We start from the raw sequence: 25,331 nt of genomic DNA, 5'->3' as shown, positions 1-25,331 counted from the left end.
CAAAAAATTTTTGGCGGGTATTTTTTATCTTTAAGAAGTGATTTCAAGTGTTCGCAATGGATGAACTTAGTGTGATAACAAAATGGGAAAATGGTTAACAATGAAAAATAATTTAATATCTATTGCCGTTAAGAGTGCTGTTAGCTTAACGGCTGCAACAATAATATTCCCTTCTATACCTGTGTTCGCTCAAGAAGATGCAGAAATGATTGAAGAAATCTTTGTTACAGGGTCACGTATTAAACGTGCAGATTTGGATAGTCCAAGCCCGGTAACTGTACTCGGACGAGAGGATATGAAAATATCTGGCAAAACTGATGTGGGAGCTTTAATTCAAAGCTTGCCTTCAATGTCAGGTTCGCCGTTGGGAACAACTATCAATAACGGCGGTAATGGGGCTGTACAAATTAACTTGCGTGGACTGGGTGCTAACCGGACACTAAATTTAGTAAACGGGCATCGCTCAGTAGATATGGGGGACTATCAATCCATTCCTTCAGTTATGATTGAGCGGATTGAGATACTCAAAGATGGAGCTTCTGCAACTTATGGTGCTGATGCTGTTGCTGGGGTTGTAAATATCATAACGCGAAAGGATTTTGAAGGAGTTGAGGTTGAGCTTCAGAATGCCGACTTTATGGATGTAGACTCGATTAGCCAAAATAGCGTGAGTTTTATCGCTGGTCGAGAGTTTGATAGCGGAAATTTTGTTTTTGGTGCAGAGTATATATCTCAAGAGGGTGCTTACCAGTCTGACACCCCCTGGGACATTTTCCAAGATACATACTATATTTTTCCGGAAGGTGGTTGCGAAAGTAATCCGGTTAATTGTTTTCCCGACGGGTCTTCACGTATACCGGAGGGCCGACTCAATATTGGCGGTTCCGAGTACATCAACTTGGGAGATGGCTTAGTTGCAGATGATGGCCGCACCTATAACTATGCTCCCTCTAACTATATTCAGACTCCGTTTGAACGGTACAACGTCTTTGCCGAAAGTAATGCTGAAATTACAAACAATGTGCGATTTATTTCCGAGGTCCGTGTAAATTATCGTGAGTCGGCTCAAGAATTGGCACCGATTCCCTATGATAGCCGCCCTGGGTTTGATCCGGCCTACAACGGTTACTTTGACTTCGATGGTGATGGTGTTTTGGAAGCTTACAATGGCATTCACCAAGATAATTATTATTTATCTAGGGCATTGGCAGATGCAGGAATTGATAACCAGCCAGCTATGGATGTGCGTCGTCGTGTGGTAGAGGACCGCCGCATAATGGAACAAAGGGTCCTCCAAATACAGGGAGTGTTTGGCTTCGAAGGTAGTATTAAAGATTACGACTGGAAAATCAGCTACAACCGAGGCTATCGTACTCGAACGGACATTAATACTGGACAATTTATTGGGGCGAGGTTAGCAAATGCACTTGGCCCCTCAGCAGATCTTGATGGTAACGGTGTTCCCGAATGTTATGCTGATATTAGTGATCAAAATACATTGATAAGTGATTGTGTACCAATCAATATGGTTGATGGGGCGGGTACAATTACCGATGAAATGCTTGCTTATGTGAGCTCAGATCTCACAGATCATAGGGTAACTACCCAAGAGGTTATCGACCTTAGTATTAGTGGCAATGGATTTGAACTTCCTGGGGGGGCAATGGCGTGGGCCCTAGGCGGAGGGTATTGGGCGCGTTCATTTGCCCTCTCTCCAGACTCGGGTAAAGCAACCGGCGATGTCACCGGGTCTGTAGGGGCGGGTACAGAAGGCTCTCTGTACAATACCAATCTACTTGCTGAGGTACATCTTCCGATATTTAATAATGGTGTTCAATCTGTCGATGTTAAAGGTGGATTACGCTACGACTCCTATAATATCTTTGGTAGCGATACCACTTGGCAATTGGGTTTGGATATTCAGGTGCTTGAAGAACTCAAATTGCGTAGCACTTACGGAACGGTTTTCCGTGCCCCGACAATTACTAACTTATTCGGGGGGCGAAATGATAGTGCACCATCAGCTATTGATCCGTGTGTTGTCGACAGTATTAACCAGCTTCCTGCAGGTTGCATTCAAATATCGAAGAAGGGGGATTCTCAGCTTCCTGCAACAGTCGGTGGCAACGAAGAGCTCCTGCCTGAGTCAGGGAATACATTTACGCTAGGCCTTGTCTGGATACCGGACTTCACCGGGAATGCAGATTTGAGCCTCACCTTGGACTACTGGAAAGCAGAAATTGATGCAGGTATCAGTTCTTATGGTGCTCAGTACATTTTGGATCAATGTCACATAGAGCAGGTAGCCAGTTACTGTGATCTCATTACCAGAACTAGTGATTATACGATTCAAAATATATTGGATATAAATCAAAATGTTGCCGAACAGGGAGCGGCTGGAATTGATTTCGAAACTCGATACTCAGTAGATACCGAATTTGGACAATGGGATGCTGTCTTACTTTGGACCCACTTGATTGAACGTACCAAAGTCGCTTATCTAGGGGCGGAGGCTATCCATTTAGAAGGACGTGCCACTGATAGCTCGGCACAAGATGGAGGGACTTACGCAGAAAACAAAATAAACTATTCCCTATCCTGGAATTGGAATGATTTCAATTTAAGTTACCGTGGTGAATATATAGGCGAGGTGAAAGGAGATCTTAAATATGTAACCTACATGGATGATATATGGCTAGACTATAAGCAAGATATAAAAGCCCAGCTTTATCATGACCTTGTTGCTTCATATAATTTTAGTAATGGTATGGCTATTTCGGGCGGAATCACTAACCTTACTAACGAAGCTCCCCCATTTATAGATATTGGTTTCAATGCAAAAACGGACCCTTCCGTTTACCGTACATTTGGGCGAGGCTACTACCTGAGGCTTAGCCATAAATTTTGAGGGGTGGCACCTGTCTCAAATAAGGGCCGTATTTACGGCCCTCCTCATCTTCATGGACTAATTGATCTTTAAAAAAATACTAAGCCCCACTCTCAAAGGTGGCTGTAAATTGTGTTTTGGCCTAAGGAACTCCTGATGAACTCAATTGGCAGGCTGGTAATTCTTGTTAACAGCTACGAAGAAGCTATTACCTTTTATTGTGATAAATTGGGGTTTGAAATTTTTATAGACTATCAAGCAAAACCACACCGATTCGTTCACATTCGGCTTCCGGAACAAAGAGATATGGGCATATGGTTACTTAAGGCAGATTCTGAGAATCAGCTGAAGAAAGTTGGAGCACAAACTGCTGGGCAGCCTTGCGCCGTTATTTACACTGAGAGCTTTGACCGAGAATATAAGAGGCTTGTAAACAATGGCGTCCACTTTAGCAAGCCCCCCACCTCTGACGCAGATGCGGAGTTTGCTCACTTTGAGGACCTGTATGGCAACGAATTTATTTTAGTTGAATTAAAAAAAGTAGGATCCCTGGAATAGACTTTAACTTGTCACTTTTGGTGCTTTTATAGAATACGCGAAATACGGTCTTGTACTAAGAATTAAAAAAAGGGGACATTCCAGGAGTACACCAAACTAAAGGAGTAGTCAGTTGTATTTTGCTATGAAGTTGTATATCGATACCGATGACAATTTTGGACTATCCAATAGTCGCTGCACAACAGTGGGAAGCCGATATGATATTGCTGTATTAGGTATATTTCTTCATGTAAAAGAGGAGTGAGCCCGGGGAACTCTGACTATAGAGGTGAGGAAAGCTGAGAAAGACTAAACTTAAAGATATAGAATTACCTAATTACCACTCTTGCTAAGTTATGCGTAACTGTATATAAATACAGCTATCTCGTTGATCTGCAAGGGAATACGCCATGGCTCGCAACAAGGTACAGTTTCAGAAGGGTATTAGTTTGACCCAATTCCTCAAAATGTACGGCAGCGAGGAACAGTGCTTCGATGCACTGTCGCAGTGGCGTTGGCCCAATGGCTTTAGTTGTCCTCACTGCGGGCATGACAAGCATTGCGACCTCGCTTATCGCAAGCTTAAGCAATGTAACCATTGTCGGCGTCAGACATCGATTACCTCTCGTACAATTTTTGACTCCACGAAGCTCCCCCTCACCACCTGGTTTCTCGGTATTTTCCTGATTACTCAGGATAAGAAGGGCATTTCCTCTATGGAGCTATCTCGACATCTAGGTATCTCTTACAACGCAGCATGGCGTATGAAGCAGAAACTCATGCAAGTGATGATGGAGCGAGACCAACGATACAAACTGTCCGGTTTTATTGAACTAGATGATGCCTATCTCGGTGGTGAGCGTACTGGATGCAAGCCCGGGCGCGGAGCCAAGGGTAAAACTCCCTTTGTGGCGGCCGTTGAAACAACCAAGGAGGGACGCCCAACCCGTATTAAGCTCTCAATTATCAAGGGCTTCAAAAGCAGTGAAATTTCAACCTGGAGTAAAAAGTACCTTTGCAGTGGCAGCACAGTCATCTCAGATGGTCTTCCATGCTTCAATGCCATTAAGGAGGCCGGTTGTGTACATGACAAAATTGTTTGTGGTGGTGGCCGAGCTTCTGTTGAAGAGCCTGAGTTCTATTGGGTAAATACAGTACTTGGTAATTTAAAGAGTGCGCTACGTAGCACTTACCATGCTATTAGGCCGAAATATGCACAGCGCTATTTGGCAGAATTTCAATATCGCTTTAATCGGAGGTTTGATTTGTCGGCACTCATTCCAAGATTGATTTACGTCTCTCTTCGGACACCACCGATGCCAGAAAGGTTGCTAAAAATTGGCTTAGCATAAGTGGTAATTAGGTAGAATTATGTATTATAGAAAGGATGAGGCACTTGAAGCACCGCCTGATTTATAAAAATATTTTTAGGGATTAAAAAATACGATATCGAGAGCTAGTAAAAACACTTCAGGCTTATTTCTACGGGCAGGTTTTACCAGCCTGCTTATTAGAATATGGCACCTTTTGATTTAAGATAAATGCACCTTATCTGCTAAAGCAGGGCTTTTGTCACATCCAGCATCCGATTCGCAAATCCCCATTCATTATCAAACCAAATCAAGATCTTGGCTAAGCGATTCCCCGCTACACGAGTTTGGCTTGCATCAATGATGCCGGAGCGGGGATCGTGATTAAAATCACAGGAAGCGAGAGGTTCTTGGGTAAAACCTAACACACCATTAAATTCAGATTTAGAAACTGATTTTAATAGGGCATTAACATCTTCCCGGCTAACTTCTTTTTGTAGTGAGACTGATAAATCAATCGCGGAAACGTTGACTGTGGGCACTCGCAGGGCTTGTGCCTCAAACTTGTCTACTAAATTAGGTAATATTCTCTCAATACCCCGGGCCAAGGCCGTATCAACAGGAATAACTGAGCTTACTGCTGAACGCGTCTTTCTCAGATCAGTATGATGATAGGCATCACTTACTGGCTGGTCGTTCATCGCAGAATGGATAGTAGTAATAACTCCAGCTTCTATTCCGAAGGCCTTATCCAGAGCGGCGATAACTGGCACGCTGCAATTAGTTGTGCAGGAGGCTGCCGAAATTACCCGTTCCTTGCCTGTCAAAATATGGTCGTTCACCCCGTAAACAATCGTGGCATCGACATCCCGGCTGGCAGGTTGGGAAAATAGTACTTTCTTGGCTCCTGCGGCAAGGTGCAACTCCGCGCCTTGTCGCTGCTTAAAGCTGCCGGTGCATTCCAGTACGATATCTACTTGATCCCGTCGCCAATCCAGATCTTCTAACCGCTCGCAATGAGTTACGGCAATAGAATCTCCGTTAACCACAAGGACATCTTTATGCACGGAAACTTCGCCTGAGAAGCGGCCGTGGACAGAATCGTATTTTGTCAGGTGTGCAATGGTGTCGCAGTCAGCCAGTTCATTGATGGCGACTATTTGTAAGTTATCGCGGGCGCCAGACTCATAGAGTGCGCGTAAAACGGAGCGGCCGATACGGCCGTAGCCATTGATGGCAATTCTAGTGGTCATAGCACAACTTTAGGCAGGAGAAAAAATGTCAGCTAAGCGTCCCCGCGCGGCGCTGAGCCAGTGCCGCACGGGGTTGATACCTAAATGATATTCAGTGGAGAAAACAGTACTACTTCAGCAGTTTTTCTACCGCTTCAGCCACATTGTCCACAGTGAAACCAAAGTAGCGCATCAAGTCGCCGGCAGGGGCAGATTCGCCAAAGGTTTCCATACCGATAATAGCGCCATCGAAACCGACAAACTTATACCAGTAGTCTTTGTGGCTCGCTTCTACCGCTACTCGTGCACGTACAGAAGAAGGCAGTACGGACTCACGATAAGCCTCTTCCTGCTCCATAAACAACTCGGCACAGGGCATGGAAACAACGCGAACTTTCTTGCCAACCAGTTTTTCCTGGGCCGCCATCGCCAGCTCTACCTCGGAGCCAGTGGCAATAATAATGGCTTCAGGAGTACCTTCGCAGTCGGACAGTACGTACCCACCGCGCTCAATCTGAGCCAGCTGTGCGCTGTCGCGATCTTGAGGAGCCAGGCCCTGACGGCTAAAGACCATGGTGCTGGGGCCTTCTTTGCGCGCGATAGCCATCTTCCAGCTCACTGCGGATTCAGTGGCATCACAGGGGCGCCAAGTGTGCAGGTTCGGAGTGGCGCGCAAGGCGCTGAGCTGTTCTACCGGCTGGTGAGTCGGGCCGTCTTCGCCGAGGCCAATAGAGTCGTGGGTGTAGACAAAGACCACACGCTGCTTCATCAGTGCGGCCATGCGCACAGCGTTGCGGGCGTATTCCATAAACATCAAGAAGGTAGCGCCGTAGGGCACGAAACCACCGTGCAGAGCGATACCATTCATAATGGCGCTCATACCGAATTCGCGCACACCGTAATAGATGTAGTTGCCGGAGGCATCCTCGGCGCTGACACCTTTGGAGCCTGACCAGATAGTGAGGTTGGAGCCGGCCAGGTCGGCGGAGCCACCGAGGAATTCGGGCAGCAGCGGGCCGTAGGCGTTCAGAGCGTTTTGGCTGGCTTTGCGAGAGGCGATCTTCTCTGCATTTTCCTGGCAGGCTTTGATGTACTCATCTGCTTTGCTGAGGAAATCTGCGGGCAATTCACCGCTCATGCGGCGCTCAAATTCGGCTGCCAGCTCCGGGAATTCTTCGCGGTAATCGGCGAGGATATCTTTCCACTCGTCTTCCTGGGCTTCACCTTTGGCTTTGGCATCCCAGCCGGCGTAAATATCTTCGGGGATTTCAAATGGGCCGTGGGCCCAACCAAGGGTTTCGCGAACCAGGGCGATCTCTTCGTCACCCAGCGGTGCACCGTGACACTCTTCGCGCCCCTGTTTGTTCGGGGAGCCGAAGCCGATCACGGTTTTGCAGCAGATAATGGTGGGCTTATCGGTAACAGAGCGAGCTTCTTCAATAGCGGCTTTGATAGCGGCGGAATCGTGGCCATCCACATTGGGGATTACGTGCCAGCCGTAGGATTCAAAGCGCTTGGGCGTGTCGTCGGTGAACCAGCCTTCCACTTCACCATCGATGGAAATGCCGTTGTCGTCATAGAAGGCGACCAGCTTGCCCAGGCCCAGAGTGCCGGCCAGGGAGCAGGCTTCGTGGGAGATACCTTCCATCAGGCAGCCATCGCCCAGGAATACATAGGTGTGATGGTCTACCAGCTCGTAGCCGGGGCGATTGAACTGGGCACCCATTATCTTTTCTGCCATTGCCATACCAACAGCGTTGGTGATGCCTTGGCCCAGTGGGCCGGTGGTGGTTTCTACACCAGGGGCATAACCGTATTCGGGGTGGCCCGGAGTTTTGGAATGCAGTTGGCGGAAGTTCTGCAGCTCTTCAATCGGCAGGTCATAGCCGGACAGGTGCAGCAGGGAATAAAGCAGCATGGAGCCGTGACCATTGGACAGTACAAAGCGGTCGCGATCGGCCCAGCTGGGGTTGGCCGGGTTGTGCTTTAAGTAGTCATTCCACAGCACCTCGGCGATATCCGCCATACCCATGGGCGCACCGGGGTGGCCGCTTTTGGCTTTTTGGACCGCGTCCATGGACAGGGCGCGAATGGCGTTGGCCTTTTCAGCGCGAGAGGGAGTAGAAGACATAAGAAGAGCTCTCTGGTTTCTTAGCTAGGGTGCGGCGCTGCTCTGCCGGCAGATTCCCGCAACAACAAAATGGTGGCGTATTTTCCCGTAAAGGGCGGCCCCGCGCAAAGCTTTGGTTGGGGATTTGTTGTTGAGTGCAGCAACAAACTTCTAATTCTATGCATTAGGCGGCGCCATTAACATCTATATCAAAAATATTTAATAAAGCTATATCAAAACATTTTGATATAGGTGTGCTCCCCTGCTAGACTTCGCCCCATGTCTGAAAATGAGCCAGCACCCGAACTGAGTCCAGCCGAGGCAATTCCTCAGCTGGCCTTGACCCTGAAAGCCGCCGGAGATCCCCTGCGGCTCGAAATATTGCGCCTGCTTAGCCAGGATTCTTACAGTGTTTTAGAGCTGTGCCGAATCTTTGATTTGCGCCAACCGGCCCTGAGTCATCACTTGAAAGTGCTCGCCCAGGCAGGTCTGGTAAACAAGCACCGCGAAGGTAATAACCTTTTCTACCGGCGCACTGCAGCTACTCCACTGCTGGCACAGCTATTTACAAACCTGGATCATTTGCCTCTGGCCGATGTGCGGGTGCAGGCGGTATCCCGGATTTCTGAAGAGAGAGCGGAAGCATCGCGACGTTTCTTTGCCGATTACGGCAACCGCTTTCGCGAGCAGCAGGAATTGATTGCCAGCTATGACGTATACGGACCACAGGTGGCTCAGCTGCTCAAACCTGGTCGTCATGCCTTGGAAGTTGGGCCTGGAGAAGGTGAATTTCTACAGGAGTTGGCTCAGCGTTTCGCGACAGTGACAGCACTGGATCTGTCTTCTGCAATGTTGGAGCGGGCCCAATCTTTTGCCGATGAACAGGGTATTAAAAATATCGAGTTTGTCTGTAGCGATACTCGCGCTGCTGCGGCACGGCCGGCCAGTGCCGACACCATCGTGGTGAACATGGTGCTGCACCACACTCCTGACCCGGCACAAATTTTTCATGATTTGCACGGCGCCCTAAAAAAGGGCGGGCAGCTTTTAATTGCAGAATTGCAGGAACACAGCCAGGACTGGGCCAGAGAGGCCTGCGGAGATTTATGGCTGGGCTTTGCTCCTGAGCAGTTGAGTGACTGGGCCGCGACTGCTGGCTTACAAGATGGGCGCAGTATTTATAGTGCCCTGCGCAACGGCTTTCAGATCCAGATAAGAGAGTTTATTAAGCCCTGACAGGGGTTTGTCAGGCACAGCCTGAAGTTAAAAGATATTCAACCGCTGCGGCGGGACAATGGAGACCTCAAAATGAGTGAATACAGACTGTTTACCTCAGAATCCGTATCTGAGGGGCACCCGGATAAAATTGCCGACCAGATTTCCGATGCTGTATTGGATGCTCTACTGGCCCGTGACAAGCAGGCGCGGGTTGCCTGTGAAACCCTGGTGAAAACCGGTATTGCTGTTATTGCCGGCGAGATTTCCACCTCTGCCTGGGTGGACCTGGAAGAGCTGGTGCGTAAAGTTATCACCGATATCGGCTACACCTCTTCTGACGTGGGTTATGACGGTGAGACCTGTGGTGTTATCAATGTGATCGGTAAACAATCTGTGGATATCGCACAGGGTGTAGACCGCGCTAAGCCGGAAGATCAGGGTGCTGGGGACCAGGGGTTAATGTTTGGTTATGCGACCAATGAAACCCCCACCTTTATGCCTGCACCGATCTACTATTCCCACCGTTTGGTTGAGCGCCAGGCTGAAGTGCGTAAATCCGGTCTGCTTCCCTGGTTGCGCCCCGATGCCAAAAGCCAGCTGACCTTCCGTTACGACGAACAGGGTCGCCCCTGCGCGATCGATGCGGTTGTTCTTTCAACCCAGCACAACCCGGATGTCAGCCAAAAAGATCTGCGCGATGCAGTGATGGAGCTGATTGTTCACAACACCTTGCCGCTGGAATGGCTGCATAAAGACACCAAGTTCCATATCAACCCGACGGGCAACTTTGTTATTGGCGGGCCAGTTGGGGACTGCGGTCTCACCGGGCGCAAGATTATCGTCGACACTTACGGTGGCTCTGCTCGCCATGGCGGCGGTGCGTTTTCCGGTAAGGATCCCTCCAAGGTTGATCGCTCTGCCGCTTATGCGGGTCGTTATGTGGCCAAGAACATTGTCGCGGCAGGCTTAGCCAAGCGCTGTGAGATTCAGGTTTCCTACGCCATCGGTGTCGCCGAGCCAACCTCCGTAGCAATTAATACTTTTGGAACCGGTTTGGTACCAGAGGATAAGCTGGTGGAGCTGGTGCGCGAAAACTTTGACCTGCGCCCTTACGCCATCTCCAAATCCCTCGATCTGCTGCACCCAATGTATCAGTTGACCGCAGCTTACGGTCACTTTGGTCGCGATCCGTTTACCCACACTTACAACTGGATCGACAGCAACGGCCAGGAACGCAGTGAGAGCTTTACTGCTTTCCCATGGGAAAAAACCGATAAAGCGGATGCGCTCCGCTCCCAAGCCGGCCTCTAAGTTTCAGAAATAAATATTCATGCCCGCGCCAAAAGCGCGGGCACACAAAATATGCTGGGTACCACCCGGCAAGCAGATAATTTTTGGACTCAAAAACGATGAATCAAATGAGCACTGAATTTAAAGATTACAAAATCGCGGACATTTCCCTGGCCGAGTGGGGGCGCCGTGAAATTGAAATTGCAGAAGGTGAAATGCCGGCACTGATGACTCTGCGTGAGAAATACCGCGCAGAGCAGCCGCTGGCGGGTGCCCGTATCATGGGTTGTATCCACATGACGATCCAGACTGCAGTGCTGATCGAAACCCTGGTCGCACTGGGTGCTGAAGTTCGCTGGTCCTCCTGTAATATTTTCTCCACTCAGGACCACGCTGCTGCCGCCATTGCTGCGCGCGGAATCCCCGTATTTGCCTGGAAGGGTGAAACTGAAGAAGAGTACGAGTGGTGTCTTGAGCGCACTATTGGTGCCGATGTTGCCGGCTGGCAGCCCAATATTATTTTGGATGACGGTGGCGACCTCACCGAATTGCTGCACCGCGAATACCCGCAACTTCTCGATGCTTGCCACGGTGTGAGTGAAGAGACCACCACCGGCGTACACCGTCTGCAGGATATGCTGCGCGAAGGCACCCTGAAGATTCCTGCGATCAACGTCAATGACGCTGTGACCAAGAGCAAGAACGACAACAAATACGGCTGTCGCCACAGCCTTAACGATGCCATCAAGCGCGCCACTGACCACCTGCTCTCTGGTAAGCGAGCGCTGGTTATTGGTTACGGCGACGTAGGTAAAGGTTCCGCAGCATCCCTGCGCCAGGAAGGCATGATCGTACGGGTTTCTGAAGTGGACCCGATCTGTGCGATGCAGGCTTGTATGGACGGCTTCGAGCTGGTTTCCCCCTACATCGACGGCGTTAATACCGGTACCGCTGAGGGTATTAACAAGCAGCTGCTGGCCAATACAGACCTGATTGTTACTACAACTGGCAACGTAAACGTTTGCGATGCCCATATGCTTTCCGCCCTGAAGAGTGGTGCGGTGGTTTGTAATATTGGTCACTTCGATAATGAAATCGACACCGCCTTTATGCGTGAAAACTGGGAGTGGCAGGAAGTTAAGCCGCAGGTACATAAGGTGGTTCGCAATAGCGAAACCAACGATCACTTGTTGCTGCTGTCTGAAGGCCGCCTGGTAAACCTCGGCAACGCTACTGGCCATCCGAGCCGCATCATGGATGGCTCTTTTGCGAACCAGGTTCTCGCCCAGATCCATTTGTTCAAAGAAAAGTTTGCTGACTTACCGGCAGATCAAAAAACTTCAGCGCTGTATGTAAAAGTACTGCCGAAGAACCTGGATGAAGAAGTTGCACGCTATATGGTTGAGGGTTTTAGTGGTGTTATTACCCGTATGACCGAGCAACAAGCTAACTATATCGGTGTTTCAGTTGAAGGTCCGTTCAAACCTGAAAGTTATAAGTACTAATCACCCCTAACTAAAAGGTGCCGGTATCGCCGGCACCTGAATTGTGCGGGGTTGGAGAAATATAATGAATGACTCCATTCGCATAAGTTTCGAATTTTTCCCTCCTAAAACACCAGAGGGTCGCGAGAAGCTATACAAAACTCGCGAAGCGCTCCAGGCATTTAATCCTGAATTCTTTTCTGTTACCTATGGTGCTGGTGGCACCACGAGAGAGACAACGTCGAGTATTGTGACGAATATGCGGCGAGATGGTATTTCAATTGCTCCTCACTTGTCATTTGGTGGTGATAATGAAGATACAATACTGGGCCTACTCAATCAGTATGCTGAAGCTGGAGTTAATCGAATCGTAGCGTTGCGCGGTGATATGCCATCGGGCATGGGGGCAGTGGCGCAACTGGTTTATGCGAATGAATTAGTCGCCTTTATTCGCCGGCACACCGGCGATCAATTTCATCTTGAAGTAGCTGCTTATCCAGAGATACACCCGGAGTCGAATAGCTATGATGACGATATTCGCTATTTAAAAGGTAAATTTGAGGCTGGTGCTAATAGCGCACTGACTCAATATTTCTATAACCCGGATTCCTATTTTTACTTTATTGATCAGTGTGAAAAGGCGGGTATCGATGCGCCCATTTATCCAGGTATTATGCCGATAGCTAATTTTGCCAACCTTGTGCGTTTCTCTCGAAACTGTGGTGCAGAAATTCCAAGATGGTTGATTAGGCGTATGGAAAGTTATCGTGACCCTGAGGATGTTAGGAAGCTTGGGTTGGAGGTTGTTACTGACCTCTGTGAGACCTTATTAGAGGGCGGCGCACCGGGCTTACATTTTTATACGATGAATCAGGTTGAAACTTCTACACATATTTTGCACGCCCTTGGTTTAGTGCCCAGATAGTTTTGACTTGAAATAGGAAGATTTTTTGCCGTAGGGAGGGGCTAAAACTGATAGATATATTTTCAGGGCATTATTAATGCGTAAGTATAACCCTCCCACGGAGCCTTACCTTTCCGTGGTTTATGAAGATTCTTACCTACTGGTAATGGACAAGCCAAGCGGACTCCTCAGTGTACCTGGCCGGGATCCTGCCAATAGGGATAGTTTGGCAAGCAGGGTTAAGGAGCGTTACCCGGAAGCACTTATTGTACACCGCTTGGATATGGATACTTCGGGGTTCATTGTAATGGCGCGCAATGCTGAAGTGCATAAATCTCTTAGCGCACTGTTCCAAACTCGTCGGGTTGATAAAACTTATTATGCTCGAGTATGGGGTGTACCAAAAAGTGTTAGCGGCGAAGTGGATTTACCCCTCATTTGTGACTGGCCAAATAGACCAAGGCAAAAAGTAGACTTTAAGGAGGGAAAACCGTCGCTGACTCGCTGGAAAAAAGTTTCAAGTTCAGGTAACAGCAGTTTAATTCAGGTAAAGCCAGTTACTGGTCGTTCACACCAAATCCGGGTGCACATGAAGGCTATAGGGCATCCTATACTGGGAGATCGGTTTTATGCTCATTCAGAGGCATTATTATCGGCGCCGAGATTACTTTTACATGCTAGTAATCTTGATTTTTTCCACCCCATTATCGGCAAGTTAATTAGCTTTAAGAGTGAGTTAGGTGAGGTTTTTGAGAGAAACCTAAAAAAAATGATTTGAATAGTGGAGAAAGATCTAGGTTAGCTAAATCGTGATCGGGAACCTTTCGACTTTGCTTGACGACTGATTTAAGTATTATCGAGAGAGGCCCTAAGTGAATTACTTAGGACCCCTAAATCCTCTAGGTTTTATTGTATTGAATAATTAAACCCGACATAGAAGCTGCGACCTAAGGTGTCATACATGCCTGAGCCTTCACCAGTTCCAGAGAGGCCCGAGGGTGGCTCTTTATCAGTAAGATTATTCACACCACCATATACTTCAAGATCTGAGAAGGTGTAGCGGGCCTGAATATCGTGATACCGCATACTTGGGGTCTTGTATGGACCTTGAAGGTCGGTACGATCATCCGTTTGAATCAGTAGCATATCGGCGATATAGCGACTGCGCCAATTTACCTGGAGCTCACCATAGTTGTAGGTGAGGTTCGTGATGTAAGATTGACGAGGGTCGCCTAATTCACCATCTACTTTATCGGCGGTGCTTGGGTCTTCCTGGAATGGGTAATCATCCCGATCCAATAACTTCGTGCCCACCAGGCTAAAGTCTACGGAGCCCCAGTTTGCATCGGCAGAGAAAGGTGCGGCTAAGTCAAAGCTATAATCAAGCTGATAGTCAATTCCTCGAGCGGTTAAGCTGGCGATATTCAGCCCGGTAGAAGTGATAGAAATAATTTCGCCGGTCTCTGGATCGCGAGGGGCCAACGAGCAGTACACATTGTTGATGCTAGCGCTATCGACACAGCGGTCCACAATGTCTTGACCGGAAATGTAGGAAATAGCATCAGTAATCTCCATATCCCAGTAGTCGAAGGTCAGGGATAGGCCGGGAATAAAGCGCGGGGTTAACACCACTCCATAGGTGTAAGTATCTGCGGTTTCCTCGGTCAGTTCCGTGTTACCACCCGAATAGCCTGGGAGGCGTGCGGAATCTGTCGCTGAGTGATAATCGGCTGCAAGCCCTAGGTCCGCGCAGCGCGCGGCCCTTTGGGTTGGGTCGCTCGCATTATCGATCTTGTCGTAGCTACAGGGATCTTCGACAGGGAAGAAGTTCTGGCCCAGTGGAGAATACAGTTCTTCGATACCAGGGGCTCTTACAGACTCAGAGATTGTCGCACGGAGGCGCACATCTTCCGTGATTGTCCAGTCAAGTGATGACCCCCAGGTGGTAGTGGTCCCAACAGTGCTGTAGTCGGAGAAACGCGCCGAGCCATTCAGCACCAGGCTTTCTACTAGTGGTACATCCGATATCAGAGGGGCAGAAAACTCGCCATAGACCTCGGTGACATCATAATCGCCAGAGGTAGCAGAGAGGGCATTCATGAAAGTCTCGCCATCCTTGATTACTTGGTCGTAATCTACTTTCGAGGTCTCCTCTCGATATTCTGCACCGAAAGCCGTGGAAAATGCGCCGGCCGGTAATTCAAACAGATCTCCGGTGATATTGGCGGAGTAGATAGTTTGCGTCATTTCCTCTGTTGAGCCGGTATCTTGCAGCATAAAGTAATCGATTGCTTCTTGGCTGTTTAATCCGGAGCCGAAGAGATTGATCGGTATACAGCCGTTGGCCTGGGCCTCCTCACTGCGGCAAACCACTTCACCAGTTGCGGGATCTACGACAGCATCAACGGCGTCAAAATAGCGCTCATTATGGCGGTTGTTGGAGTAGTCGACCTCTGCATCGTAACGGCCATAAATTGCGGATAATTCATAGTGCCAGTCTCCGGCGAAGTCCCCCTCAAGGCCCAGCACATAGCGCTGTACTTCCCGTTCAGCAACGTCACCGCGCAAGCCTAAATCGACATTGTGGCGGTTGTACCAGAAGCTGTCCATACCGGCCTCATCCAGAAGGCCTTTAAGCTCAGTTGGAATAAAGGCGTTATCAGCGGAGATAACTAAATCGCCAAGGTAATCGAAGGAAGCTGTACTAAATGTGATGGCTTTACTGAAGCTGTATTTCGCTTCAGCAAAAACACGCATACTCTCATTGATATCAAAATGCGCTTTTGAGAAGAAGTTTTGCGACTCAAGCTCTGGGTACATTTGCGTACTGTTTGTGAAATTAGAGCCATCTCCTCCAATAGAAGTTGATTCTCCTAGAGGCGCTTCCCCCGGGTTAAAGGCAACAAATTGCCCGTCCTCAGTAAAGGTATAAGGCCCTGATTCCATGCCCATAATAGGTATATAGCTGTCAGGAAATTGCCAAACAGTTGTAATTGGATGGGCTCCCCAAATTACTCCGGTATCGCTCAGAAAATTGTTGGTGGTGTTATAGACAAGAACTGAGTCCGGGATACCGTCATTGGGCTCTGCATTAGGGTCATCCTGCCAACTGGGAGATCGCGCCACCCAGGGTCTGTCTTTGCCGAAAACTTCAGCGGTCTCTGAGTGTTGGAAGCTTAGGGCCACATTACCGCGCCCATCGGCAAAGTTGCTACCCCAGGTTACGCTATATTCACTCGCCTCACCGCCGTCCAGTTCTGGCTGCATATGATGTACACTGACTTTAAGGCCTTCAAAGTCATCACGGGTAATAAAGTTAACAACCCCTGTTACAGCATCGGCACCGTAAACAGCTGATTGGCCTCCAGTAACTGTATCGACTCTTGCTAAAAGATCTTCGGGGATTGTATTAATATCGACTGCAGAGGTTCCGATACTGGAACCGACGTGACGGCGGCCATCTTGTAATACTAGGGTACGTGAAGTGCCCATTCCACGTAAATCCAGCAAGCTTAGGCCTGAGGTGCCGATATAGCGGCCAGCATTACTATTGCTGAAAGTAGAACGCAGTGCGGGGAGTTCGTTCAGAAAATCCCCAAGGCTGATAGCTCCACTATTTTTGATATCTTCAATCGATACGGAAGTAATGGGGCTAGCAGTTTCGAGGTTCATCTTCTTGATACGAGAACCCGTAACTACAACCTCTTCTAGGGCCTCAGACTCACTAATATCAGTATCGATTTTATTTTCTTGTGCGAAAGCGGGTGCCCCACCGACGGCAAAAATAATTGCCGCACTCAGAAAGTTCAGTTTGAACTTCTGTTCCATAAATTCCTCCAAGGATCCAGTGTGTAATTGTAATTTTGTATTCCTGCATGTTTTTATTGCATCAATATGATTGCAGGATATAGGTGATAATAACGCTATCCTCTGTGAGTCTCGAGATCCTCAAGAAAAATGGAGTGTCTATCATATTTTTTGATATTTGTTGGTTATTTATTGCCGAGAATTTGTTTTTAGTGTGTTGTTTTTGTGGATAATTCGGTTTTTTGGGGATGTTTAGTTCTGGGTAGATTGCAAAGTAAGTTGCTTTTTTAGTGTTGTGGCCAATATTTATGTAGATGCGCTAATCTAGCATGATTAAAAATCATGTTTTAACGAGTGTTTTATTTAAAACAATATGCCGAAAGTGAATTTTATGACACTTGTGACTTTCTGAGGGGGGGTAAGATCAAATTGACTTTAACAATATTTGCGTTACCCCTTTGTTGGCTGTTTAGTTACTCCTAAATCATAAGCTGCTGACTGTAGGTTGGAAGCTATACTGTACTCATGAGTATATGCACGATCCATTTGCTCTGCTTACCCGCAGATCGGGAGCAAGTGCTAAAGTTGGATTAAATCTGTGGTGTTTCTGACCCCCTAATATTTAATAGATCTCAGTATTTTATACTTCTTCAAGGTCCATTTAATCGCGTTTTTTTGAGTTAAGTGTTGAAACTTAATCGGCTCTTTCGATGATTTTGGGATGAAAATGTTTCTAGTGCTTATCTCACTTAAATTTTCTTGAAATATTATTCTGAGCAGCCAAGAAGCTCTCTTTTGGAGTTCACCTCTACATTTGTATTATGACCGATCTCAATTTTTAAGGCTTTACTTTATTTGGATATTTTTTTCTGGGGATGGTGGGGTTGGCTTGTAACTTTTTTTCTGGAAAGAAAAGTATATCGAGTGTGTTGATTTGTACTTTATTTTTCCATGTACCCTCTTTTAGGGTGAAATTATATTTCAATATATTTTAGGGGGCTATTTAGAAAAATATTTTCTTAAGCGTCATGATCTTTATTTGGGTGGTTCTAGAAGGCAATTTTTTATTTCTCGTATAGGTTATAGTGAGTTTAGCCTAGCCATAAGTCAGACAACTATCAATTGCCTATTTGCCAGCTATTATTTTATTGGTTTACTTTGTATTTAAGTGGCTAATTTTGATGTGGCAAGTTAAGGGCGACATTGTCGCCCTTAACTTGTTATGGAGCCTCTGAATAACTCCGTGATACCTCTGGCATGCAGAGCGGTTCACAATCAAGGCGCGGCTTCGCAGGAATGTCTAGACCTTTCAAGAAGTCGCAACGCGGAGTGTGAATCGCTCTGCAAGCCCCGAAGGGCGGGCCTTAAAGGCCACAGCTGCTGCGTTGCAGCTCTTGCAAAGGACTACGGCCATTCACGGCGAGCTGCGCCTAACATCTGCAGCCTTCAAGACCCGCAGAGGCATTACGGAGTTATTCAGAGGCTCCCTATATTTATTTTTTATTCTTCATCGCCGCCATCAAAATATCACCCATGCTGCCACGGCCATTACCTTGCCCCCCTTTCTGGGAGCGGTTGCCCTGCTGCTTGTTGTAGCGCTGGGCTTGGCGGTTTTCGCGCTGGTCACCCTTTTTGATGCCGCCACTACCCTGCTCACCAGGCTCGTCAGATAAGCGCATGGAAAGGCCGATACGTTTGCGGGCAACGTCCACTTCCATCACTTTAACTTTGACAATATCACCGGCTTTTACGACTTCGTGGGGATCTTTAACAAACTTCTCTGAAAGAGCAGAGATATGTACCAGGCCATCCTGATGAACACCGATATCCACAAAGGCACCGAAGTTGGTGACGTTGGTGACGGTCCCCTCGAGTACCATTGCTGGGCGCAGGTCTTTAATTTCCTCTACGCCCTCTTCAAATTTGGCCGTGCGGAATTCCGGGCGTGGATCGCGACCAGGTTTTTCCAGTTCGGCGATAATATCGGTAACGGTAGGTACACCGAATTTTTCGTCGGTATAGTCTGCCGGATTCAGTCGGCGCAGGAAGCCAGAGTCGCCGATAAGGCTGTTAATTTCACGGCTACTTTTCTCGGCAATGCGTTTAACCACGATATAGGACTCGGGGTGTACCCCGGATTTATCCAGCGGATTTTCACCGTTATTAATACGCAGGAAGCCGGCGGCCTGTTCAAATGCCTTGGGCCCTAAACGCGGAACTTCCATCAGTTGCTTGCGATTTTTGAAAGCGCCGTTCTGGTCGCGGTAGCTGACAATATTGTTGGCAATAGATGCAGTCAGGCCGGAAACCCGAGCCAGCAGCGGTGCAGAGGCGGAGTTCAGCTCAGCGCCGACACCGTTTACACAGTCCTCAACTACGGCGTCCAATGAGCGGGCCAGTTGAGTCTGGGAAACGTCGTGCTGATACTGGCCAACACCAATAGATTTGGGTTCGATTTTCACCAATTCTGCCAGCGGGTCCTGCAGACGGCGGGCGATGGAGATGGCTCCACGGATAGTAACGTCAAGATCCGGGAATTCCCGCGCAGCAAATTCAGAGGCGGAGTAAACGGAAGCACCGGCTTCGTTAACCACAACTTTTTGAGCCGTCAGCTTATATTGCTTAATGGTTTCCCCGACGAATTTGTCGGTTTCGCGGCTGGCGGTGCCGTTGCCAATGGCGATCAGGCCCACATTGTATTTATTACACAGGGCGGCAATTACCGCTGCAGACTCCTGGTGGCGATTCTGAGGCGGGTTGGGGAAGATGGCGGTGTGATCGAGTATCTTGCCGGTGGCATCGACCACGGCGACTTTGACTCCGGTGCGCAGGCCCGGGTCGAGGCCGATAGTGGCCTTTTGCCCGGCCGGAGCTGCCAGCAGCAGGTCTTTCAAGTTGCGGGAGAATACCTTGATGGCCTCCTCCTCTGCTTTCTCACGCAGCTCACCCATCAGGTCAGTTTCCAGTGCAGTCAGCAGCTTGATTCGCCAGGTCCAGCGCACCACTTCGCCGAGCCATTTGTCTGCAGGACGACCTTCATCGGTGATATCCACATGGCGGGCAATCATGGCTTCGCAGGGGTGGCTGGCGGTTGGGGAAGCGCCCTCCTCTTCGGCAAGGCCGACACTGATAGCGAGCACGCCTTCGTTGCGGCCACGGAAAATAGCCAGGGCACGGTGCGAGGGAACCTTGGACCAGTCTTCGGCGTATTCAAAATAGTCGCGGAACTTGGCCCCTTCCTCTTCTTTGCCTTCGAGCAGTTTGGATTTCACCTGTCCATCGCGCTTGAGGAATTCACGTAGCTTGCCCAGCAGCTCGGCGTCTTCGGCAAAGCGTTCCATCAGGATAAATTTGGCTCCATCCAGAGCGGCTTTGATGTCTTTGACGTGAAGGGAGGCGTCTTCGTTGTCGGTGTTGAGGTATTGCTCTGCTTCGGCTGCGGGGTCTAGGGAGGGGTTGTTGATCAGTGCATTGGCCAGCGGTTCCAGGCCAGCCTCGATGGCGATTTGCCCTTTGGTGCGGCGCTTGGGTTTGTAGGGGAGGTAGAGGTCTTCGAGGCGATTCTTTGTGTCGGCACTGTTGATTTGTTGTGACAACTCTGGGGTCAGTTTGCCCTGCTCATCGATGCTTTTTAGGATGGCAGCGCGGCGCTCTTCCAGTTCGCGCAGATAGCGCAGTCGGTCTTCCAAGGTGCGCAGCTGGGTGTCGTCCAGGGCCCCTGTCACTTCTTTCCGGTAGCGCGCAATAAATGGGACTGTGGCTCCTTCATCGAGCAGGGATACTGCGGCGGTAACCTGTTGTGGTCTGACATTGAGTTCTTCGGCGATGCGAACGTTGATATCCAGCATTTGATGTTTACATCCGTTTTCCGGGAAATTTCGTACCGTTAAGGGCGATGTTGGACCAGTAAGTAGCCTTTCAGTTTCCGTGGTATTTGGCGGGTAAACGAGAGGGCCCTTACAGGAGTAATTTTGGGTCGGCATTATGCGTTACCCGAGCGCAGCGAGGAAGGTTTGCGGCAGGACACAAAGTTGTGCGGCAGTCTGCATCCAAATTGCCTCTTATGTGCGTCGAACTCCAGTAGAATGCGTACTAACTAAAATTTGACCAATTCAGGTCAGGGAACGGGGTAGAGGGTACCTGTGAAAGTCTCGAGTAAAAACAAGCTGTTATTCATTGTATTGTTAGTCGGGGTGGCTGTTATTGCTGCGGTGGTTGTATTGAAACCGAAGCCGGAGGAAAAACCGCCAGAGGTGGTGGTACCGCCAATGGCCGATGTTCTCTATATAGAACCCCGTCGCCAGACACTATTGGTACCCAGCCAGGGAACCGTTCATGCCCGCCATGAAATCGATGTGATCGCGCGAGTCGGCGGTGTGATAGAAAGCGTGGATGAGGCATTTGTTCCCGGTGGCTTCTTCAATAAAGACGCCCGTTTATTACAGCTTGAGCAAGCAGACTATCGCTACCAGGTCACTCGCGCAGAATCGCAACTGGCAAATGCCAAGTCCGCCCTGGCTCAGGAGCAGGGCCATGCCAAGCAAGCTAAGCGCGAGTGGCGTGACCTGGGATCTGAAGCTGCCAATGCCCTGTTCCTGCGCAAACCTCATCTCGAAGCTGCCCAGGCTGCAGTGGAAGCCGCAAGGGCTGACCGCGACCAGGCAAAGCTGGATTTGGAGCGCACATCACTCAAAGCCCCCTTTGCAGGTCGTGTAGTTGAGACTTTTGTCGACCTGGGACAGTACATTACCCCTGGCACCCCTCTGGCAAAAATTCACAGTACTGGTATCGCTGAAGTCCGCCTCCCTCTGACCGACCAGCAACTGGCGTTGCTCGATCTTCCCCTGGGTAAAACTATTGAGAATGGCCCCGCTGTGCGTCTGAAAGCTGTTGTGGCTGGACGTGAGCACGAGTGGCGTGCGCAATTGGTGCGAACCGAAGCGAGTATCGATCCCAACAGCCGCTTTATTTTTGCTGTTGCCCAGGTGCAGAAGCCCTATGAAGGGGATGTACCGCTGATGAATGGCCTGTTTGTTGAGGCAGATATTGCCGGTAGAACCTTTGATGATGTTGTGGAGCTGCCCCGTCAGGCACTACATGAAGGAGATCACTTGTTGGTTCTGAATGACGAGAGCCAGCTGATCTACAAAACTGTTGAGCTGTTACAAACCATCGATGACAGAATCTGGCTCCGCGGGGATATTGCTATGGGTGACCGAGTGATTGTTTCAAGCTTGGGCTACTCCCGTGAGGGTATGGTACTTACCGCTAACCCCCTCAATGAGCGGCCAGCGGGCCTGGGGAGTCTTCCTGAGGATTCAGCAGATCCCTCTACAGTATCCGCTGCTGGTGATGCCGGTGGTGTTAGCAATGCTTCCCAGGGAGGCAAGTGATGAGCGGAATCATCCCGTGGTTTGCGCGCAATAGCAAAGCCGCAAACCTGCTGATGATTATGATAATCATCGGCGGAATCTCTGGCCTTATGAGTATCGACCGGGAGGTGTTTCCCACGCTGCAGCTGGGGATTGTAGAGGTTAATATCTCTTACCCCGGCGCCGGTCCGGCAGAGGTGGAGCAGCAGGTAACCGTTCGGGTTGAGGAGGCTATCTCTGAAGTAAAGGGTATTAAGGAGGTAAATTCCGCTTCCCGACGGGGTAGTGCCTCTATTGAAATCCAGGCGATGGATGGCTACGACGAGCTGCGATTGCTCAACGATATTAAGGTTCAGGTGGATAGTATCAACACCTTTCCCGACGGTATTGAGCGTCCCGTTATTCGCTTGATTGAAGCCAACGCCGAGTTAATGATGATCGCCATTGGTGGGCCAGTTTCTGAGCGTCAGCTCAAGGAAACCACCCTGGATTTGCGCGATAAGCTCAACCTGATTTCCGGTGTGCGCAGAGTTGATGTTTGGGGTGATCGACCAGACGAGTTATCCATTGAAGTTTCCGAGCTGGATTTACGTCGCTACAACTTGAGCTTTAATCAGGTTGCCGACGCGGTGCGCCGCTCCTCCCTGGATTTGCCTGCCGGCATGGTGCGCTCGGACCGCGGTGATATTCAGGTGCAAACTCGTGGCCAAGCCTATACCGCTGAAGACTTCGAGCGTATCCCCGTAGTTAGCCGTGCCGATGGCTCTGTATTGTTGCTGCGCGATGTAGCGACAGTGCGCGATGGCTTTGAGGAATACAACAACGTTATTCGTTTTAATGGCAATCCCGCCATGAACCTTCGCATTATTCAGGGCGAGCCCCTGGATGTGGTGAAAACCGCTGAGCGAATAAAAGCGTTCCTGGAGGAGACTCGCGAGCAATTGCCACCGGGCATGGAACTGGATGTCTGGTTCGACTTCTCCAAGGCATTTGAAGGCCGCATGAATCTGCTGACTACCAATGCCCTGAGCGGTTTTGCCATGGTGTTTGTCATGCTGATGCTGTTCCTGCGCCCGGCACTGGCCATGTGGGTAACCGTGGGCATTGTTGTCGCTTTCCTGGGTGCTTTCTGGCTGTTGCCGGTGACCGGCGTCAGCCTAAATATGCTGTCATTGTTCGCATTCCTGTTAATACTCGGGATTGTGGTGGACGATGCCATCATTGTGGGGGAGGCAGTGCATGCTGCCCACGATAGAGGTGAATCTGGCTTAGCTGCAGCTGAGCAAGGGGTGAAGCAGGTAGCTTCCCCGGTAATTTTCGCCGTGACCTCCACCATGGTGTTCTTTATCCCCATGCTGTTCCTACCCGGCGTTACCGCACAGATGATGCTGGCCCTGCCGGTGGTGGTACTGCTGTGTCTGGTCTTCTCCCTGGTGGAATCCCTGTTGATCCTGCCGGCTCACTTGGTGGGTATGAAGCCAGAGAAACCTGCCAAATCGACTTTGGGAATTAAATTACAAAACGTACGTAGAAGTTTTGCCGGTGCGATGAAGACGGCCGGAGATAAGTACTACCTACCTTTACTGGAAAAGTCCCTTAGCAATAGCCGCACCACAGTGATGAGCTTTATGTTGGCACTGGGTTTGTCGATCGCTGTTTTTCAGAGTGGTTATGTGGGCTCTTCATTCTCACCCCAGGTCCCCTCTGATTTATTGCAATTGCGAATTTCTATGGCCTCAGGTGAACCCTTCAGTGAAGCTGAACGAGTAATGGAGCAGGTACTCACCGCCGCTGATAAGTTGGAGTCCGATGAGGGAATGCTGGAGCAGAACAGGGGTGAGTCTTTCTTGCAGAACTCCCTGGTTTTCAATTGGCGTGGCAACATTTATGTAACCTTGCAGCTCACCGATGGAGAGATGCGCGATGTCACCTCCGAGTCTTTAGCGTTGCGCTGGCGCGAATTGATTGGTGAGTTACCGGCTAGCGTCGAGGATATGAATATTGATGCGAGCATCAACAATAGCAGTAATGGTATGAGCCTGAACCTGAGCACAGCCTCAGGGGATATGGGTGAGCTGCGCGCTGCTGCTGATTTGGTTAAGGAAAAACTGGATAGTTATGTCGGTGTTTATGATGTGCGGGATAACCTGACCAGTGCCCGTCGCGATATTGAGATCCAGCTGAAACCCTATGCCACTACGATGGGTATTAACTTGGCAGACGTGGCCAGGCAGGTTCGTCAGGGTTTCTACGGTGAGGAGGTTCAACGTATCCCACGTGGTCGTGAGGATGTTCGCGTAATGGTTCGCTACCCCATGGAGGAGCGCGCCAGCGAAGAGCAGATGGACCGAATCCGCATTCGCACCAACGATGGGGAGGTACCTTTCTCAGCGGTGGCCGAGGCAGTTTACGTGCCGGGCTATACCACGATTCGCCGCAACGATCGCGAGCGCACCGTGCGGGTATTTGCCGAAATAACGCCGAATACTTCCAGTGCGCAGGATATCCTTAAGGATATGCGCGAGACCCTGGTACCAGAGCTGGAGCGCCAGTTCCCCGGTTTCTCCCTGAGAACCGCTGGGGAAATGCAGGAAGAGGAAGAGTTTAACGGTGCTATCCTGGCCTTCTTCGTATTGTCCCTGTTCGGCATTTATGCGCTGCTGGCGATTGCTTTCCGCTCCTACTCTCAGCCGTTGCTGATCCTTACTGCTGTGCCGTTTGGGTTCTTCGGTGCTTTGGTTGGCCACCTGTTGATGGGACACAACATCAGCATTATGTCGATGCTCGGCTTCCTCGCAGCGGCGGGCGTGGTTGTGAACGATAACCTGGTATTGATGGATCGTATTAATCAGCTGCGCGCTCAGGGTATGGCGGTGATGGATGCGGTAGTACACGCGGGCCGGGATCGCTTCCGCCCGATTATCCTGACCTCGATTACTACCTTTATCGGTCTGGTACCGATTATGTTCGAGCGTTCAATCCAGGCCCAGTTCCTGATCCCGATGGTGATCAGCCTGGCATTCGGTGTTCTGTTTGCAACGGCAGTGACTTTGATCTTGGTCCCCAACCTGTACAAAGTTATTGAGAAGTTACGCCCGAAGCACAAAGTTGCAGTAGAAGACGATACCCCGGTCTCATTGGAGACTGTGTAGCGCAGGTATCCAGGTGCAATGGTGAATT

14 protein-coding genes are annotated in these 25,331 nt (G+C 49.6%); 10 read left to right on the top strand and 4 right to left on the bottom strand.

The window, feature by feature from the left end; genetic code table 11:
- Window positions 1-100 precede the first annotated feature (100 nt).
- The 3 genes from ACJJIQ_RS19710 to ACJJIQ_RS19700 all read left to right on the top strand — a co-directional run bounded on the left by ACJJIQ_RS19710 (window position 101) and on the right by ACJJIQ_RS19700 (window position 4,776).
- On the top strand, window positions 101-2,908 hold the full coding sequence (locus tag ACJJIQ_RS19710) for a TonB-dependent receptor domain-containing protein (protein WP_445362812.1): 2,808 nt from the start codon (window positions 101-103) through the stop codon (window positions 2,906-2,908).
- A 135-nt stretch (window positions 2,909-3,043) separates the two neighbouring features.
- The gene (locus tag ACJJIQ_RS19705; RefSeq protein WP_444895695.1) at window positions 3,044-3,445 is read left to right on the top strand and encodes a VOC family protein; all 402 of its coding nucleotides are present in this window, start codon (window positions 3,044-3,046) and stop codon (window positions 3,443-3,445) included.
- A gap of 389 nt (window positions 3,446-3,834) precedes the next feature.
- Complete coding sequence (locus ACJJIQ_RS19700) at window positions 3,835-4,776, top strand: IS1595 family transposase (RefSeq protein WP_445362153.1); 942 nt, start codon at window positions 3,835-3,837, stop codon at window positions 4,774-4,776.
- Between the two features lie 203 nt (window positions 4,777-4,979).
- Here ACJJIQ_RS19700 and gap read toward each other — a convergent pair whose 3' ends face one another.
- On the bottom strand, window positions 4,980-5,987 hold the full coding sequence (gap, locus tag ACJJIQ_RS19695; protein WP_444918571.1) for a type I glyceraldehyde-3-phosphate dehydrogenase: 1,008 nt from the start codon (window positions 5,985-5,987) through the stop codon (window positions 4,980-4,982).
- 109 nt (window positions 5,988-6,096) lie between these two features.
- Window positions 6,097-8,097 (bottom strand): transketolase, encoded by a 2,001-nt coding sequence (gene tkt / locus ACJJIQ_RS19690; protein ID WP_444918570.1) that lies wholly within the window; start codon window positions 8,095-8,097, stop codon window positions 6,097-6,099.
- Between the two features lie 258 nt (window positions 8,098-8,355).
- Here tkt and ACJJIQ_RS19685 point away from each other — a divergent pair, with 258 nt between their 5' ends.
- The 5 genes from ACJJIQ_RS19685 (at window position 8,356) to ACJJIQ_RS19665 (ending at window position 13,750) form a co-directional block, all read left to right on the top strand.
- Window positions 8,356-9,312: a metalloregulator ArsR/SmtB family transcription factor gene (locus ACJJIQ_RS19685; RefSeq protein ID WP_108734975.1), complete on the top strand. Its 957-nt coding sequence runs from the start codon at window positions 8,356-8,358 to the stop codon at window positions 9,310-9,312.
- 72 nt (window positions 9,313-9,384) lie between these two features.
- Complete coding sequence (metK, locus tag ACJJIQ_RS19680) at window positions 9,385-10,605, top strand: methionine adenosyltransferase (RefSeq protein WP_282930687.1); 1,221 nt, start codon at window positions 9,385-9,387, stop codon at window positions 10,603-10,605.
- Between the two features lie 107 nt (window positions 10,606-10,712).
- Complete coding sequence (gene ahcY, locus ACJJIQ_RS19675) at window positions 10,713-12,089, top strand: adenosylhomocysteinase (RefSeq protein WP_445362811.1); 1,377 nt, start codon at window positions 10,713-10,715, stop codon at window positions 12,087-12,089.
- A gap of 64 nt (window positions 12,090-12,153) precedes the next feature.
- Window positions 12,154-12,993: a methylenetetrahydrofolate reductase [NAD(P)H] gene (gene metF, locus ACJJIQ_RS19670; RefSeq protein ID WP_445362810.1), complete on the top strand. Its 840-nt coding sequence runs from the start codon at window positions 12,154-12,156 to the stop codon at window positions 12,991-12,993.
- Window positions 12,994-13,108: 115 nt separating this feature from the next.
- Complete coding sequence (locus tag ACJJIQ_RS19665; protein ID WP_445362809.1) at window positions 13,109-13,750, top strand: RluA family pseudouridine synthase; 642 nt, start codon at window positions 13,109-13,111, stop codon at window positions 13,748-13,750.
- 128 nt (window positions 13,751-13,878) lie between these two features.
- Here the strand turns inward: ACJJIQ_RS19665 and ACJJIQ_RS19660 are convergent, their stop codons facing one another.
- Together ACJJIQ_RS19660 and ACJJIQ_RS19655 are read right to left on the bottom strand one after the other, a co-directional pair.
- Window positions 13,879-16,800, bottom strand: coding sequence for a TonB-dependent receptor plug domain-containing protein (locus ACJJIQ_RS19660; RefSeq protein ID WP_445362808.1), 2,922 nt, complete (start codon window positions 16,798-16,800; stop codon window positions 13,879-13,881).
- Window positions 16,801-18,272: 1,472 nt separating this feature from the next.
- Window positions 18,273-20,627: a Tex family protein gene (locus ACJJIQ_RS19655; RefSeq protein ID WP_445362807.1), complete on the bottom strand. Its 2,355-nt coding sequence runs from the start codon at window positions 20,625-20,627 to the stop codon at window positions 18,273-18,275.
- Window positions 20,628-20,921: 294 nt separating this feature from the next.
- On the opposite strand from ACJJIQ_RS19655, the gene ACJJIQ_RS19650 reads away from it, so the two are divergent.
- Together ACJJIQ_RS19650 and ACJJIQ_RS19645 are read left to right on the top strand one after the other, a co-directional pair.
- On the top strand, window positions 20,922-22,172 hold the full coding sequence (locus tag ACJJIQ_RS19650) for an efflux RND transporter periplasmic adaptor subunit (RefSeq protein ID WP_445362806.1): 1,251 nt from the start codon (window positions 20,922-20,924) through the stop codon (window positions 22,170-22,172).
- On the top strand, window positions 22,172-25,303 hold the full coding sequence (locus tag ACJJIQ_RS19645; RefSeq protein WP_445362805.1) for an efflux RND transporter permease subunit: 3,132 nt from the start codon (window positions 22,172-22,174) through the stop codon (window positions 25,301-25,303). The genes ACJJIQ_RS19650 and ACJJIQ_RS19645 overlap by 1 nt, the downstream gene beginning before the upstream one ends.
- Window positions 25,304-25,331: the final 28 nt, after the last annotated feature.

The sequence above is a fragment of the Microbulbifer maximicatervae (SeqCode) genome, assembly GCF_052468295.1.
Note: the sequence above shows the minus strand (reverse complement) of the source record. Positions and strands in the feature narration are given on the sequence as shown.